A 14235-nucleotide genomic window follows, 5' to 3' on the forward strand; every position below is an offset into this window, starting at 1 on the left:
AAGCCTTTGAATTGTTAACATGAATCTGGAAACTCCAGGGAGGGGATCGTCCGGGAAGGCGATCTCCTCCCCATGGAGCGGGGAGATTGAAAATGGCCGGATTTGAATACACACTGGACGGGACGGTTGCCGTTCTCACCATGAACGACGGCGAAAACCGCATCAATTTGTCGTTTATCCAGGAATTTCTCGCGGTCCTGGACGAGATCGAGCAGAAGACGGAGGCGAACGCGCTCATTGTCCGCTCCGCCCATGAAAAGATTTTTTCCAACGGGATCGACATCGAATGGATCATGGGGGTTGTCGGCAGGAACGACCTCCAGACGGCGGCGCAGTTTTTCGTCTCCCTCGATGTTCTCCTGAGGCGCCTTCTTCTCTACCCCATGCCCACGATCGCCGTCATGAACGGCCATGCCTTCGCCGGGGGGGCGATCCTCTGCTGCTGCTTCGATTTCCGGTTCATGCGGTCCGACCGGGGCTTTTTCTGCTTTCCCGAGGTGGATATCGGGATCCCCTTCTGGCCGGGCATGGTGGCCATCATGAAGAAGGCCGTTCCCAGGTACAAGCTGGATGAGATGTATTACCTGGGAAAGAGGCTGACCGCGGCGGAATGCGAGGCGCACCATATCGTCAGCAAGGCCTGTCCGGTCGAGTCGCTGGACGCGGAGGCCCTGAGCTTCGCGAAGGGCCTCAACAAGAAGCGGGCAATCTACGGGGTCATGAAGGCCCGCATGAACGCCGACATCGTCCGGATCATCGACACGGAAGATCAGGAACTCATACAGTCAGGACAATTGCTGGCCTGAAGACGACCCCGGAAAAAGCCCGGATGCTGCGTTGCGCTTCATCCTTCGTCGCTGCGGTGTACCGACAGAGAGTACGCCTCACTCCTCAGGATTTGCACTTTTTGCCTGCGAGTTATTTGCGAGGCTGTCTGGGTACCAAGGAAAAGGGGACGGATTTTAAAATCCGTCCCCTTCAGCAGTCCGTTGACTACGAGCGGATCTGCTTCTCTTTGAGCAGCTTCCACGTCTTCTCCGAATACCAGATGTCGACGAACTCCAGGAGAGAGGCCCGCTCCCGTTCCCGGATCTTCTCCGCCAGCGGTCCCCGGAGCAGCTTCTTGATGCTCCGGAAGGCGGCGCCGTCCTTGGCGGCGAATTCTTCCGCAATCTTCATCGCCCGCGGCGCCAGGTCTTCCTCCGCGACCGCCTCGTGGACGAGACCGAGCCGGAGAGCCTCCTCGGCGGAGTACAGGGCGCCTGTGTAGACCGCGGTCTCCGCGTTCCTCTGCCCCAGCCACATCTTCATGATCTCGACGCTCCCCGCAAAAAGCGACGAGCCGAAGTTGATCTCGTTGAGGGAGATCCTCGCCTTTCCCGTGACCATGGTCCGGTAGTCGCAGGCGATGGCGATCATGCATCCTCCCGCCATCGTGTGCCCGTTGAGGGCCGCCACGACGGGCTTGGGGTACAGGAACAGCGCTCCGTAGAAATTGGTGAATTTCGTCAGGTAGCGGAGGAAGTCTTCTTTCCCGTATTCCAGGAATTCGGGAATGTCGAATCCGTAAGTGAAGAACTTCCCTCTTCCCGTGAGGATTACGGCCCGGACTGCAGGATCCACAGCCAGATCCCGGATGCAGGCGGTCATTTCGTCGATGACGGCTTCGTTCAGCGCATTCACCTTCCCCCGGCTCAAGGTGACGGTCGCGATTCCCTGCTCCCTGCTGCATTCCAGAAACTGCATGGACATACCTCCTTTCCGTGGATGGATGAGACCATGGCGGTCCGCCATGCGGCGGTCTACACTTCGAAGAGCATCCGGGGCGTCGTGGTCAGGATTTCATTCCGTTTCGCCCGGATGTGAATCATGTCCTCCAGTTTGACCACGCCCAGCGCCTCGTCGAGCATGTGCAGGTCCAGGGCAACGACCTGGCCCTCCTCGAGGGGCGAGGCGTCGTAACCGGACAGGATGGGGGGCTCGTTCAGCTCGAGTCCGATACCGTGCCCGATCAGCCGGGAGATCTTTCCGCCCCCGAAGTGCTGGAACGTCTCCCGGCGCCCCAACTCGCCGGCTTTTTCGACGGCGAGCCGGTAGACCTCGGTGCAGGCGATCCCCGGACGGATGGCGGCGATCAGGTGGTCGGCGATGGAGCGGAGGTCGTCGTACAGGGAGTGGATCTCTTTTCCGGCCTTCCCCAGGCAATAGGTGCGCGTCTGATCGGCGTGGTAGCCGTCGACCAGGGTGGGGATGTCCACGATCACGATGTCGCCCGCCTCGATTTTTCTCCTCGACGGCCCCGCCGGTACGGCGGGACTCAGGCCCACCCCCGTGATGGTGTAGACGACGCCGCTGATGCGGAAGAGATTGGGGCCGGAGCTGATGGGGCCCCGGCTCATGAAGAAGTCGGGCTGGCGGATGAAGAAGATTCCCTCGTGGCCCGCCAGGCGGTGGGCGTTTTCAACCGCGGCGGCCAGCTCCAGCTCCGTGATCCCTTCCCTCAGGGTGGACAGCACCGCCTCGTGGCCCGCATGGATGGCCCCGCAGGCCTTCCGGATCTTTTCGATCTCGGCCGGCTCCTTCTTCTTTCTCTGGTCCAGCGGCAGGGAGGAGACGTCGACCGCCTCGAAGCCGGGGAAGCATTTCCCGACCTGCCGGAACTGCTCCGCCGTCAGGATGTCCATCTCCACGCCGAGACGCCGGTCTTCCCCTTGCGCGGGTACGGACAGGGCCTCGCCGATCCGTTCAAGGCGCCGCTCCTCCCGGACCTTTTCCCGCGGGATGAAGACGTCGTTCAGGGCGAAGTCCAGTCCGCTCCGGACGTACAGCGTGTAGTCGCCGGGGAGGACGACCAGCCAGGAGGGCTGCGCCGTGCCCGTGTAGTAGAGGATGTTTCTGGAGTAGCCGATCAGGGCGGCCGTGATGCCCCGGGCGGCCATCCCGGCCTGCAGGCCCTTGATTCTATCTTTACGGTCCATGGAGATACCTCCCTGCGAATAAAGAAAAGAGATCTGGAAACCGATTATATCGGATTGCCGAACCGCCGCCCGCCGCGCTTAGATAATTAGCCGTGTTAATTCCCGGGAAAGGCAAAGCGATCCTGATGCCGGAACGATGTCCGCGGGCGCATTGCTCGGTGATGGGTGAAAACGGTTTCAGGGATGGGTGGGGTGATGTCTCAGGGGGACTCCATCTGTGCCGCCGTTCGCCTGAGGAGGGCGAGGATTTTTTCCGCCCGGAATTCCGGAACCCGGGAGAGGCCTCTCTCGTACCGCGACAGGGTCTGGCGGGTGATTCCCGCTCCCCCGGCCACGTCTTCCTGGCGAAGATGAAGCCGGGTGCGAAGCCTCTTCAGCCGTGCCGGCTCCGTCGTCAGGAGGGAGGTGTCCGCCGGGATCGAATCGTCCCCATGCGGTTTTTTTAACTTCCCGATTGTCACGATCGGTTTCCGTTTCCGTTTTGCAGCGACCCTCTTTGCCGTTCTCCAAAGTTTTTCCGAGAGCTTTACGGTGATGGGCGTCTCCAGCCACTCTGCCATGTAGCCCTTCGTCCGGCTGACGGGTTCCCGCAGGTCATCCGCCTCGACGATCCCGATCTGCATGAGTCTCTCGTGGGCCTTGAAAAAGGCATCCACCGTATGGCCCGGATTGCGCCAATTCACGCTTTCCCCGCAAAAATCAAGGATGCTCCGGGGGGTCGCCCTGGGCAGCCCGCCTTTCTTTCCGGCGACCGTTCCGATCAGCGTCCAGTATGTACCCAGCTTCTTGGTGAATGCCTCCTGATACGGGTTCAGGTGGAGAAGGGCCTTGCCGTAGTAGCCGATCCAGAACAGCCCCTCCACGTTCAGGAAATGGGCCAGGGCCTGGCCGCAGCGGAACCGGAACGCCGTTCCTGCCCGGTCCTTCCGCCGATATTCCACGTCCAGGAGATCCAGGAGACGGTCCGGTCTCTCCCTGCCGAAGGTGACCGTTCCGCCGGTGCGGTAGTCCTTCCAGGTCATGGACACCCTCAGGTCCGCAAGGCGAAGGACTTCCGCTTTCAGGTCGTCGAGAAGATTCCCCGCCCGGCCGCGGCGAAGGCGGATGTTTCTCATGGCCGCGATCTCCTCCGGCGTGATGCGCGCAATCCCCGTCCGGGGATCGTCCAGGCGGGCGATGGCGGACATCAGGATCATCAGGACGTCCGCCGACTCCACGGACAGGCTGCGGACGGTGTTTCTCAGCCGGCCCGAGTAGATGAAGTCAAGGCGGGGCGTGTAGTACAGGGCGATGGTCGGATGGAAGCGGTGGGAATAATCGGGCGGCGGCTCATAAAAGAAGGTGATGTTTCCCGCCCTTGTTTCATACGGATAATAGGGGTGGCCGTGGGCGTCGGAGGACCACCTGGATTTCGGCCCGCCGGCATAGATCGCCCGCAGGGAGGAGTGGATGATGGGGCTGACGGGGAAAGGGATTTTTTCGAGGACCGGCGGAAGCCTTACGGCATCGCTACGGGCGGGCCTGTCTTGATAAAAAGCTTTCCGTTCCATCGGGCCTGGCCCCGGGTGAAGGGTTTGGGAAAAAACGCCGGATGCCGTCGGGAGGAGCACTTCTTTACGTTCCAATAGTCATAAGGTCGATTGTCACCGTTCGTCAAGGCGGAAGACAGAGCCGGCAGAAAAAGGGAGCTTTTGGATTCGGAATGTCGGGGATGAGATCCCGGCGAGGGCTTGTGCGCCGCTTCCTGTGGCAGAGGACGCATTCCCGGCTGAATCATCGTGTCCGGGCCGGTTCGGGATCGGAAAAAAACGGGGAGACCCGGCGGGAAATATGGTACGAATGTCATCACGAGATCAGCGAGGAGGTCTTGAGATGACGACAACGGAAGCCGGGAAGGAAGAAAAGAATGTCTGGAAGGTTGTCCGGGTGGTTCCGGAAAATCATGACGTGAACTCGGTCTTCCTGGAGGGGGCGGATGAAAAGTTCTCCGCCCGCCGGGCCGGTCAGTTCGCCTCCATCCGGATCCCGGGACCCGATGGCTGGAGCGAGCCCCATCCGTTCACCATCTCCGCCGCCCCCGAGGATTCGCTGCTGCGCCTGACCATCAAGAAGGAGGGAGCGTTCACCTCCGCCATTCCCGACCTGAAGCCGGGGACGTCCGTGAAAGTCATGGGGCCGCTCGGCGTTTTCTGCAAGGGCATCGACGAGAAGCCCGAGATCGTCATGATTGCCGGGGGGGTGGGCGTCACGCCGTTCCTGAGCGTCCTTCGCCATTTCCGGAACGGCAAGGCGAGGAACCGGGTCCTGCTTTTCTGGTCCAACAAAACGCTGTCCGACACCTTCTGCCGGGATGAAATCCGCGAGATGACCCGCGATCTCGACCTCACGGTGATCCACTGCCTGAGCAGGGAAGATGACGTCGGAGGCTACTTCGACGGGCTGGCCCCGCGACTTCTCTACGAAAAGGGTCGGTTGAGCGCCGACATCCTGAAACGGCACGGGGTGATGCGGGATGCCGCCTTTTACCTCTGCGGTCCGCCTCCCATGATGGAGTCCGCCCTGAAGGAACTGGGAATCCTGGGCGTGGATCCGGCGATGGTGGAGGAGGAACGGTTCATCTGGAAGAAATAGCCCGCCCATGGCCGGATCACGAACTTTCATGCGTCTCATCGCGTCCAGCGTCCGATCTGCGTGCCGGGCATCCGGAGGGACGATCCTTCTGGCGGTGCTGCTTGTCGCCGGCTGCGGCGAGAAACCCGTGTCCGTCGCGACTGTCCAGCCGCCCATCGACGTCAAGGCCGAACCCGTCCAGGATTCCCTTTCTTCGAACGAGAAAATCCGCATCAAGCTGAAGGCCGGATTCGTGGACCTGGTTCCCGTAGCCCGATACCGGATCGCCGCCGTCGTATCCTCGAAGAGAAAGTACTCGTCCGGATGGGGTGCCGAGGTGATGCCTTTCGACCTGGCCCTCGTCTGGGGCCGCCTCACGGACCCGGACATCGCAAAACGCCTGCAGATCAAGCACGACAACACCCGCCTCGCCTGGTTCCGGATCAAGGGGGACGACTCGCCTGTGAGCTTCGAGTATGTTATGTCCCACGGGTCCAACAACCATCTCATCCCGGCGACGGGGAACCTCTTCCGGGCTATCGACCGCGATGTGAGCGTCAAGGATCGCATTGTTCTCGAGGGGTACCTGGTGAACGGCGAGGGACTCATCGAGGGACAGACCATCCGGCTCAAGACGAGCCTTACCCGTGAGGATACGGACCGGGGGGCCTGCGAGATCTTCTATGTCACGTCCCTGCGGATCGGGGACCGGGTGTATCGCTGAAAAACGGTGCGGGAAGATGCATTCGGACGGGGAAATGGTTCGATTGCCGGGCCTCGCGGCAGCCCGGCTCGATCTCCCGGTCAGCGGCCGCCGACAGTGAAAAAGGCATCGATCTCCCGCAGCCTTGCCGCTTCGGTCCTGTAGAGGGCATGGGCCTCCTCCAGGGTCACCTTCTTGAACCAGATCCGGTTGCCCGGCATGGCCTGGGCGACCTTCGGCAGATCCGTCGAGATCACCGTAGCGATTTTCGTGTAGCCCCCCGTCGTCTGCTCCACAAGGAGGATGATCGGCTGTCCGTCGGCGGGGAGCTGGACGTTGCCCGGGATGACCGGCTCCGAGATGATGCTCTGGGGAAATCCCTCGTCATGGTGGATCGGCGTGCCATGGAGGCGATACCCCATGCGGTCCGCCTCGGATGCCACGGTATAGTCGGCGTCGAAAAAAATCTCCATCCCCGAGTGAAAGGCCTCTTCCTGGGGCCCCGGCAGGGCCTTCAGCACGATGTCGGTCCGGTACGTCGGGATCCAGCGATACGGAAGGCGCCTCGGTGCCGCCAGGAGGTCGCCGGCACCCCGCCGGAGGACGTCCTCCTTCCACAGAGCCCTTCCCTCGATGCCGCCGATCTTCGCCTTGAGGCAGGTGGCGCGGCTCCCCATGACGACGGGGACATCGATTCCCCCCGAGACGGCCAGGTAGGTCCGGCAGCCGGTCGTGGCGAAATGGAACCGGAGGATGTCCCCCGCCTTAACCCGGAAGGACTTCCAGGGTGGCATCGGCCCGTCGTTGAGCGTAGCGGCCATGTCGGCGCCTGCCAGGGCCATGTCGGCTTCGCAGAGAACCTCCAGGGCCGGACCCTGCAGTGTCATTTCCAGGACGGCTGCCTCGGGGGGATTCGCGACCAGCAGATTGGCGATGCGGTAGGCAAAGCCGTCCAGCGCACCGGATGGGGGGACGCCGCGGTCGATGTAACTGTAGCGTCCGGCGTCCTGGACCGTCGTCAGGGAACCTGGCGAAAGAACGCGGAAGGCCTCCATCAGGGTTTCTCCTCCTGGCGGATCCGGTCGAATTCCGACTCGGGAATCGGGACGAAGCGAATCCGGTCGCCCGCCTCATAGAGAAAGGGTGACTCCCGCTCCGGGGCGAAAAGCCGGAGGGGCGTCCGGCCGATGATCTGCCAACCACCGGGGCTGTCCACCGGGTAGACGCCCGTCTGGGCCTCGGCGATGCCGACGGAGCCGCCGGGGATGACCGTCCGGGGCGTTTCCCGGCGCGGCGTTACGATCTGTTTGTTGAGCCCGCCCAGGTAGCAGAAGCCGGGGGTGAAGCCGATCATGTAAATCGGGTAGTCCGTTCCGGAGTGGACGGCGATGACTTCTTCCGGGGTCAGCCCGTTGCGCTCCGCAACGACTCCGATATCGGGTCCGTGCTCTCCTCCGTAGCAGACCGGAATTTCGACAATGTGGGGCGCCGGGATGTCCACCTCCCGGAGATGTCCCTCCAGTTCGTTCAGGACCTCCGACAGCCGTTCCGGAGTCGTTTGCAGGGGATCGTAAAGAAGGGAGAGGGAGCGGTAAGCGGGAACGACGGCCTGGACGCCCTCGGGGAGATTCCGCTTGAGGAGAGCCGTGACGGCCCGGACTTTCTCGTTGATCGCGGGGTCGATGGCATCGCCGTATTCCACCAGGATGGCCCGGTCGCCGCTGTGCCGCAGGCGGGGTCTCTCGAACGGAAGGAAAGTCATGGGCGAAACCATCCTCCTTATGGACCGATGAAGGTTCCCAGGGGGGCGACCCCGATCCCGTCCCGCTCGAGGACGGAACGGATCCGCTTCACCAGGGCCACCGCCGCGGGGTTGTCGCCGTGAACGCAGAGCGTGTGGATCTCCATATCGAGGACCGTCCCGTCGGTGGCGATCACTTTTCCCTCTTGGGCCATCAGGAGCGCCCGGGCGGAGGCCTCTTCCGGGTCCTCGATCACGGCCCCGGGCATGCTCCTGGGCGCGAGCTTCCCGTCGGGCGTGTAGGCCCGGTCGGGGAAGGCCTCGAAGGCGACCCGGATCCCCGCCTCTGCGGCGATTCGCTTCACCAGCGGCGCCTGGGCTCCGCCAAGGGCCAGGTAGATGAGGCCGCGGTCGATCCGGGCGACGGCCCCGATGAGGCTGCGCAGGAGGGCCTCGTTCCCGACGCTCTCGTTGTACAGGCTTCCATGCGGCTTTACGTGCTGGAGCGCCACGTCGTGGGCATCGCAGAAGGCCCGGAGAGCCCCCACCTGATACATCACGTAGTCGCGGATTTCCTCGGGCGTGCAATCCATCCTCCGCCGGCCGAAACCGGCGAGATCCGGGTAGCCCGGGTGGGCGCCCACAGCCACGCCGTTTCCCTTTGCCAGGCGGACCGTTTCGTACATGACCCGGGCGTCGCCGGCGTGAAATCCGCAGGCAATGTTCGCCGAGGTGATGTGCCGGATCGCCTCGGCGTCCATGCCGAGGGTATAGGCGCCGAAACTCTCTCCCATGTCGCAGTTCAGGTCGATGTTCTTCATCGGGCGTCTCCTGGCTTATTTCATCCGGTTGGGCAGGTAGAGGGCGATGTCCGGGAAGACCGTCAGCAGGATCGTCGCCAGGAGCATGAGCAGGAAAAAGGGCATCGCCGCCCTGGCAATGCGGAACAGGCTGTCGTTGTTGAGCCCGCTGATGACGAAGAGGTTGAAGCCCACGGGCGGCGTCACCTGGGCCAGCTCGATCATGACGACGAGATAGATGCCGAACCACACGAGATCGAACCCCGCCGCCTCCACCAGGGGCAGGACCAGCGGCGCCGTCATGACGATCATGGAGAACCCGTCGATGAGGCAGCCCAGGAAGAGGTAGAGGATGGTCAGGATGACAATGAGCATGTACGGGGAAAGCTGCATCGAGACGACGTACTCCGTCAGGGCCCGCGTGATTCCCAGGAAGCCGAAGACGTTCGAGAGATAGGAAGCGCCCATGACGATGAGCATGATCATGCAGCTCGTCTTTATCGAGTTGATCATGCTTGTCTTGAAGACCTGCCAGGAGAGGCTCCTGGTGAGGGCGGCGAAAAACAGCGCGCCCACGACCCCAACGCCTCCGGCCTCGGTCGGGGTGGCCCACCCCAGGTAAATGCTTCCCAGCACAAGGAACACGAGAAGCACGACGGGGGCGATGGCCGGGATGGCCTGGAGACGGTCTTTCCAAGTGTAGCGGTCTTCCGCCCGCGGTGCCAGCGCGGGATTGATCAGGCAGCGGAGAAAGATGTATCCGCAGAACAGCAGAACGATCATGAAGCCGGGAAGGAATCCGGCGATGAAGAGCTTGCCGATGCTGACGTCGCCGATGATGCCGTAGACGAGCATGACCATGCTGGGAGGGATCAGGAATCCCAGCGTCCCAGCCCCGGCCAGCGACCCGATGGAGAGGTCGTGGTCGTAGTTGCGCTTTTCCAGCTCCGGGACGGTGATCTTCCCCACGGTGGCCGTCGTCGCCGCCGAGGAGCCGCTGACGGCGGCAAAGAACGTGCAGGCGAGGACGTTCACGTGGATGAGTCGTCCCGGGATGGCGTCCATCCAGGGAGCCAGGCCCCGGAAAAGGTCCGACGAGATCCGGCTCCGGAACAGGATTTCGCCCATCCAGATGAAGAAGGGCAGGGCCATCATGGCCGATCCGCTGGTGTTGTTCCAGGCGACGTTGGCGATGATGGATCCGAAGGACACGTCGCTGAAAAAGAAGAAGCCGCCGATTCCGACGATGAACAGGGAGATGCCGATCCAGACGGAGCCTCCCAGGAACAGGATAAGGAGCCCGATGATCGTCGCCGAAACGGGTCCGAGGTCAGGTTGCATTTGTTTCTACTCCGTGGCGGAGAGCCGCCCTTCCAAATGGAAAGACCCGTTGCCGTTCTCCATGGGGTGAAGGGAAACGGGGAAATGGGATTTGAACTACCGGCCGAGATCGTCGGCCTCTTCCAGGATACGGATTCCCTCCGTGTCCTGCCTCAGTGCCAGCAGGCCCTTCAGGAACTCCGCCAGAAACTGCAGCGTCAAGAGCGCCGATCCGAGGGGCAGGAAAGCCTCCGGAATCGCCAGGTACGTCTCGGAGATCTGCATCGACCGGGACTCGCTGACGACGGAGTCCCAGAAGAACTCCCACGTGTACATCGTCAGGGCCGCGCAGAACAGGAAACCCACGATGAAGCAGACCATATTGAAGATGATATGGGCCCGGCCCTTGATGACATGGGGAAGAAACATCATCCGGATGTGCCCCCGTTCGCGGAGCGTGTAGGCAAGCCCGGTGAAGGTCAGCATGGCCATCAGGTAGCCCGAGTACTCGTCGGTAACGTAGAGGGTTCCGGAGAAGAAACTCCTGGTGATGATTTCGCCTATGACCAGGAGCAGGGCGATCGCCATGAAGATGCCCGCCAGCCAGCCGCCGGCGCCGGAGAGGCCGTCCAAAACCTTGATCAGCTTTTTCAAGTGTGTTTCTCCAGGGGGAAAAATTGGGAAACCCCGGCAGGAGTGCCTGAAAAAAGGCCGGGGGACCGGGGGATCAGGCCCCCGGGTTCCCCCGGCTTCAACCCTGCCGAAGCGTTTTTCTTACCGCTTCACTTTCTTCATGAAATCGGCGTAGATCTTCTTGGCGTCCGGCGGCGCGGTTTTCAGCCAGTCGGCCCGGATCCCCTCGGTGATCTTCTCGAGCTCGGCGATCTGCTTCTTCGTGGGCTTCACCGTCTGGATGCCGTTCTTGTTGCTGATGGCTTCCATGTCCCTGTCCCACTTCCTGACCTTGGCCCACATGATCGTCTCCATTTCCCTGCCGGCCTTCACGAGGGCGTCCTGTTGGGCCTTCGGGAGTTTCTGGAAGGCCTTGAGGTTCACGGTGACCATGTTGGTGGCGATGGTGATGTTGAGGGGCTCGAAGTACTTCAGCACTTCCCAGAACTTTCCGTCCACGGCCGTGGGGGTCGATGTCATGACCGAGTCGATCACGCCGGTCTGCAGCGACGTGTAGACCTCGCTGAAGGGAAGGGCCAGGGGTGTGGCGCCGACGGCCTCCATCACCAGGGCGCCGTTCTTGTCGTAGGTTCTCACCTTCAGGCCCTTCATGTCGGCGAGGCTCGCCACCTTCTTCTTGGTCCAGAGTCCGGCGCCGGGCCAGGGTGCGATGTAGAGGATCTTCTGGTTCCACTTCTGGGCGGCCTTGTCGAAGTGGGGCCGGGAGATGTCGAGGAGGAGCTTCAGTTCGTCGAAGTTGCGGACGAGGAAGGGGAGGGTCACGATCTGGAAGACCTTTTCGTCGCCGGCCACGCCGCTGATGAGCATATCGGAGACGGGAACCAGCCCGTCGCGGACGACCTTCAGGAGTTCCGGGCCCTTGTATCCCAGGGCGCCACCGCTCTGAACCATCAGTTCCAGCTCTCCGTTCGTGGCGGTCTTTACCTTGGCGGCAAACTCGGTCAGGCCGACGCTGTGCTCGTTCTTCGGGGGCCATACGGAGTTGGCGTTCCACTGCGTTTTCGCCAGGCAGGGCGAGGCCAGAAAGGCTGCCGAGACAAGCATGATCAATAACAGGGTCCAGGTCTTCTTCATGTATCGTTTCTCCTTTCCATGGTTTTGAGGTGGGTGGGTATTCGTCCGGGGCGCTTGGCTCCAGCCGCAAGCGGGGCCGATTATAAAACCTCGTTCCGCTCAAAAGCAAGCCGAATTATAAATATTTTGTTTTATAAAATCAGGGTGATAAACACGATTCTCCGGGGCTTGGCAAACGGTGCGGCCCGATGCCGGAGAAACGGGGGCCGTGTGCGGCGATCGAACCGGTCCGCTGAAACGGTTCCCTGCCGGCCGGGCCGTCTTCAGGGCGTTTCTTCCCGCCTCCGGACACGCTCCGCAGGTCTCCCCGTCGGCCGGGGGAATTCCCCCAGGAGTTCGTCCAGCAGGAGCGGCGCATCCTGGATGGTCTCCCCGCAGGACCCGCCGCTTTCGACTTCTCCCCGCCAGAGGGGGGGCATTCCGGTTTCGGACCCGGACCGGAAGACGCGGATGACCACCTTCCGCGAAAACCGGGTCTCGGTGAAGGAGCCCTTGATGTAGAGCCGCTCGTCCTGCAATGCGCCGCCCGCCCCGGCGGCCGTCTCGATCCGGACGGGGAGGCATTCGTACGACACGTCCAGCGTGATCTCCGGCCGGGTCTCGTCGCGGACATATCCCCGATTCTCGAGGATGCGCACCGCGTTCCCGGCCAGGGACCGCTCCGCCGCCGCGTCGTCGCCGGCCGACGGCAGGATGAGGAAGCGTGTTGCACCTTCCGGGAATCCGTTCCCGGGAACCTGAGCGTGAACGGTCATGGCTACGGTCCCGGGAGGCTCGGCGGCCGCCGCCGGGAAGGGAAGCAGGAACAGGAAGAAGGCGACGGCCGGCAGCAGGCTCCTGCCGCTTGCGGGAGATTCATTCCCTGAATGGGGGTGCTTCGGCCACGGAAAGACGGTCCTCACAGGGTTGCCCCCTCCTTTCTTCCCTTTTCCTCGTCCACGAACAGAAGCAGCGTCCCGCCGGCCAGAAAGAGGAGGGCCACCGACAGGATGCCGATCCGGGAGGCCGCGGGGCCCTCGAACCCCGCCGACCGCGCTGCGAGGCCCGCCATTCCGACGAGGGCGGGGCCGAAGATGACGGAGAATTTCCCCACCATGTTGAAAAAGCCGAAAAACTCGGCGGGCCGGTCCGGCGGAATGATCCGGGCGTAGAAAGACCGGCTCAGGGCCTGGACCCCTCCCTGGACGAGGCCGATGGCCGCCGCCATGACAAAGAAGTCCTCCCGGGTCCGCATCAGGCTGCCCCCGATGGTAACGAGGAGGTAGACGCCGACGGCCAGCAGGATGGCCCGCTTCGTGCCGATCCGTTCTCCCAGGCGTCCGAAGGCCAGGGCCGCCGGGAAGCCGATAAACTGGACCATCAGGAGGGCCAGGATCAGGTCTTTTGATGCAAATCCAAGGGAGAGCCCGTAGTCCACGGCCATCCGGATGACGGTGTCCACGCCGTCGATGTAGAACCAGTAGGCCAGGAGGAAGAGGAGGATCGTCGGGTAGCGGCGGATGCCCCGGATCGTCCCGGCGAGATTATGCCAGCCTTCCCGGAACATGACGCCGACGGAGATCCGCTTTTTCTCAGCGGGCTCCCGGACCCAGAGAAACAGCGGGATCGAGAACACAAGCCACCAGATCCCCACGGTGACGAAGGAGGCCCGGACCGCCTGGAGAGGATCCGCCAGTCCGAACCGGGCGGGGGAAACGGTCATCCAGATATTGACAGCCAGGAGGATCCCGCCGCCCAGGTAACCCAGGGCGTACCCGAGGGCGGACACGCGGTCCATGTCCCGGCGGCCGGCGACCAGGGGGAGCAGGGCGTCGTAAAAGACGTTCCCGCCGGCGAAGCCGATGAGGGACAGTCCGTAGAGAATCGCCGCGGCCGGCCACTGGCCCGCCTGGACAAGGGACAGGCAGGCCGTGGTGAGAGCCCCCAGGCCCAGGAAGAACAGGAGAAAGCGCCGTCGGGAGCGTCCCCGGTCGGCAGCGGCCCCCAGGAGGGGAAACAGAAACGCCGCGAGGAGGCCGGCGGCGGCATTGGTGAATCCCAGGCGGGCCGTGCTGACGACCGGGTCCGCCCCGGCGCAGCAGAATTCCTTGAAGAAGACGGGGAAGAACCCGGCCATGACGGTGGTGGCGTAGGCCGAGTTCGCCCAGTCATAGAGGGCCCAGCCCCGGACGGACCGCCGTGCCTGCGGCGATGGTTGCGGATTTTCTACGTTTTCGGATTCATTCATGATGAAAGGGGTTTACGGGGCCGAAGAGCGGGTGTATGATCCCGACGTTTTGTGATCCATAGCCTTTTTCCCGGGGATTGCCAAGCATT

At 62.8% G+C, this 14235-nt stretch carries 14 protein-coding genes; 3 read left to right on the plus strand and 11 right to left on the minus strand.

All coding sequences use genetic code 11. The features are described from left to right. Positions 1-92: 92 nt before the first annotated feature. Entirely contained in the window at positions 93-806 is a 714-nt protein-coding gene (locus HPY65_02050) for an enoyl-CoA hydratase/isomerase family protein (GenBank protein ID NPU83242.1), read from the plus strand. 187 nt (positions 807-993) lie between these two features. Here the strand turns inward: HPY65_02050 and HPY65_02055 are convergent, their stop codons facing one another. The 3 genes from HPY65_02055 to HPY65_02065 all read right to left on the minus strand — a co-directional run bounded on the left by HPY65_02055 (position 994) and on the right by HPY65_02065 (position 4528). Further along, complete coding sequence (locus tag HPY65_02055) at positions 994-1746, minus strand: enoyl-CoA hydratase/isomerase family protein (protein NPU83243.1); 753 nt, start codon at positions 1744-1746, stop codon at positions 994-996. A gap of 56 nt (positions 1747-1802) precedes the next feature. Next, positions 1803-2978 carry an aminopeptidase P family protein gene (locus HPY65_02060; protein NPU83244.1) on the minus strand — a complete coding sequence of 392 codons (1176 nt, stop codon included), beginning with the start codon at positions 2976-2978 and terminating at the stop codon, positions 1803-1805. A 200-nt stretch (positions 2979-3178) separates the two neighbouring features. Beyond that, positions 3179-4528: a helix-turn-helix transcriptional regulator gene (locus HPY65_02065; protein NPU83245.1), complete on the minus strand. Its 1350-nt coding sequence runs from the start codon at positions 4526-4528 to the stop codon at positions 3179-3181. A gap of 322 nt (positions 4529-4850) precedes the next feature. On the opposite strand from HPY65_02065, the gene HPY65_02070 reads away from it, so the two are divergent. Continuing rightward, complete coding sequence (locus HPY65_02070; protein NPU83246.1) at positions 4851-5609, plus strand: FAD/NAD-binding family oxidoreductase; 759 nt, start codon at positions 4851-4853, stop codon at positions 5607-5609. A gap of 28 nt (positions 5610-5637) precedes the next feature. Continuing rightward, positions 5638-6312, plus strand: coding sequence for a hypothetical protein (locus HPY65_02075; protein ID NPU83247.1), 675 nt, complete (start codon positions 5638-5640; stop codon positions 6310-6312). An 80-nt stretch (positions 6313-6392) separates the two neighbouring features. Here the strand turns inward: HPY65_02075 and HPY65_02080 are convergent, their stop codons facing one another. The 8 genes from HPY65_02080 to HPY65_02115 all read right to left on the minus strand — a co-directional run bounded on the left by HPY65_02080 (position 6393) and on the right by HPY65_02115 (position 14146). Continuing rightward, positions 6393-7349 carry a biotin-dependent carboxyltransferase family protein gene (locus tag HPY65_02080; GenBank protein ID NPU83248.1) on the minus strand — a complete coding sequence of 319 codons (957 nt, stop codon included), beginning with the start codon at positions 7347-7349 and terminating at the stop codon, positions 6393-6395. Next, positions 7346-8053 carry a 5-oxoprolinase subunit PxpB gene (gene pxpB, locus HPY65_02085; GenBank protein NPU83249.1) on the minus strand — a complete coding sequence of 236 codons (708 nt, stop codon included), beginning with the start codon at positions 8051-8053 and terminating at the stop codon, positions 7346-7348. The genes HPY65_02080 and pxpB overlap by 4 nt, the downstream gene beginning before the upstream one ends. A 17-nt stretch (positions 8054-8070) precedes the next feature. Beyond that, positions 8071-8853: a 5-oxoprolinase subunit PxpA gene (locus HPY65_02090; GenBank protein ID NPU83250.1), complete on the minus strand. Its 783-nt coding sequence runs from the start codon at positions 8851-8853 to the stop codon at positions 8071-8073. Positions 8854-8868: 15 nt separating this feature from the next. Further along, positions 8869-10173 carry a TRAP transporter large permease subunit gene (locus HPY65_02095; protein ID NPU83251.1) on the minus strand — a complete coding sequence of 435 codons (1305 nt, stop codon included), beginning with the start codon at positions 10171-10173 and terminating at the stop codon, positions 8869-8871. Positions 10174-10269: 96 nt separating this feature from the next. Further along, entirely contained in the window at positions 10270-10806 is a 537-nt protein-coding gene (locus tag HPY65_02100) for a TRAP transporter small permease (protein NPU83252.1), read from the minus strand. Positions 10807-10926: 120 nt separating this feature from the next. Beyond that, complete coding sequence (locus HPY65_02105; GenBank protein NPU83253.1) at positions 10927-11919, minus strand: TRAP transporter substrate-binding protein; 993 nt, start codon at positions 11917-11919, stop codon at positions 10927-10929. Between the two features lie 263 nt (positions 11920-12182). Beyond that, positions 12183-12821 (minus strand): hypothetical protein, encoded by a 639-nt coding sequence (locus HPY65_02110; protein NPU83254.1) that lies wholly within the window; start codon positions 12819-12821, stop codon positions 12183-12185. After that, positions 12818-14146: an MFS transporter gene (locus HPY65_02115; protein ID NPU83255.1), complete on the minus strand. Its 1329-nt coding sequence runs from the start codon at positions 14144-14146 to the stop codon at positions 12818-12820. Before HPY65_02115 ends, HPY65_02110 begins: the two co-directional genes overlap by 4 nt. Positions 14147-14235: the final 89 nt, after the last annotated feature.

The sequence above is a fragment of the Syntrophaceae bacterium genome (genome assembly GCA_013177825.1).
Classification (GTDB): domain Bacteria; phylum Desulfobacterota; class Syntrophia; order Syntrophales; family PHBD01; genus PHBD01.

What these genes read in the sequence shown, in the direction of transcription:
- HPY65_02050 (NPU83242.1), top strand. Translation starts at nt 93, where the DNA reads ATGGCCGGATTTGAATACACACTGGACGGGACGGTTGCCGTTCTCACC.
- HPY65_02055 (NPU83243.1), bottom strand. Translation starts at nt 1,746, where the DNA reads ATGCAGTTTCTGGAATGCAGCAGGGAGCAGGGAATCGCGACCGTCACC.
- HPY65_02060 (NPU83244.1), bottom strand. Translation starts at nt 2,978, where the DNA reads ATGGACCGTAAAGATAGAATCAAGGGCCTGCAGGCCGGGATGGCCGCC.
- HPY65_02065 (NPU83245.1), bottom strand. Translation starts at nt 4,528, where the DNA reads ATGGAACGGAAAGCTTTTTATCAAGACAGGCCCGCCCGTAGCGATGCC.
- HPY65_02070 (NPU83246.1), top strand. Translation starts at nt 4,851, where the DNA reads ATGACGACAACGGAAGCCGGGAAGGAAGAAAAGAATGTCTGGAAGGTT.
- HPY65_02075 (NPU83247.1), top strand. Translation starts at nt 5,638, where the DNA reads ATGCGTCTCATCGCGTCCAGCGTCCGATCTGCGTGCCGGGCATCCGGA.
- pxpB (NPU83249.1), bottom strand. Translation starts at nt 8,053, where the DNA reads ATGACTTTCCTTCCGTTCGAGAGACCCCGCCTGCGGCACAGCGGCGAC.
- HPY65_02090 (NPU83250.1), bottom strand. Translation starts at nt 8,853, where the DNA reads ATGAAGAACATCGACCTGAACTGCGACATGGGAGAGAGTTTCGGCGCC.
- HPY65_02095 (NPU83251.1), bottom strand. Translation starts at nt 10,173, where the DNA reads ATGCAACCTGACCTCGGACCCGTTTCGGCGACGATCATCGGGCTCCTT.
- HPY65_02105 (NPU83253.1), bottom strand. Translation starts at nt 11,919, where the DNA reads ATGAAGAAGACCTGGACCCTGTTATTGATCATGCTTGTCTCGGCAGCC.
- HPY65_02115 (NPU83255.1), bottom strand. Translation starts at nt 14,146, where the DNA reads ATGAATGAATCCGAAAACGTAGAAAATCCGCAACCATCGCCGCAGGCA.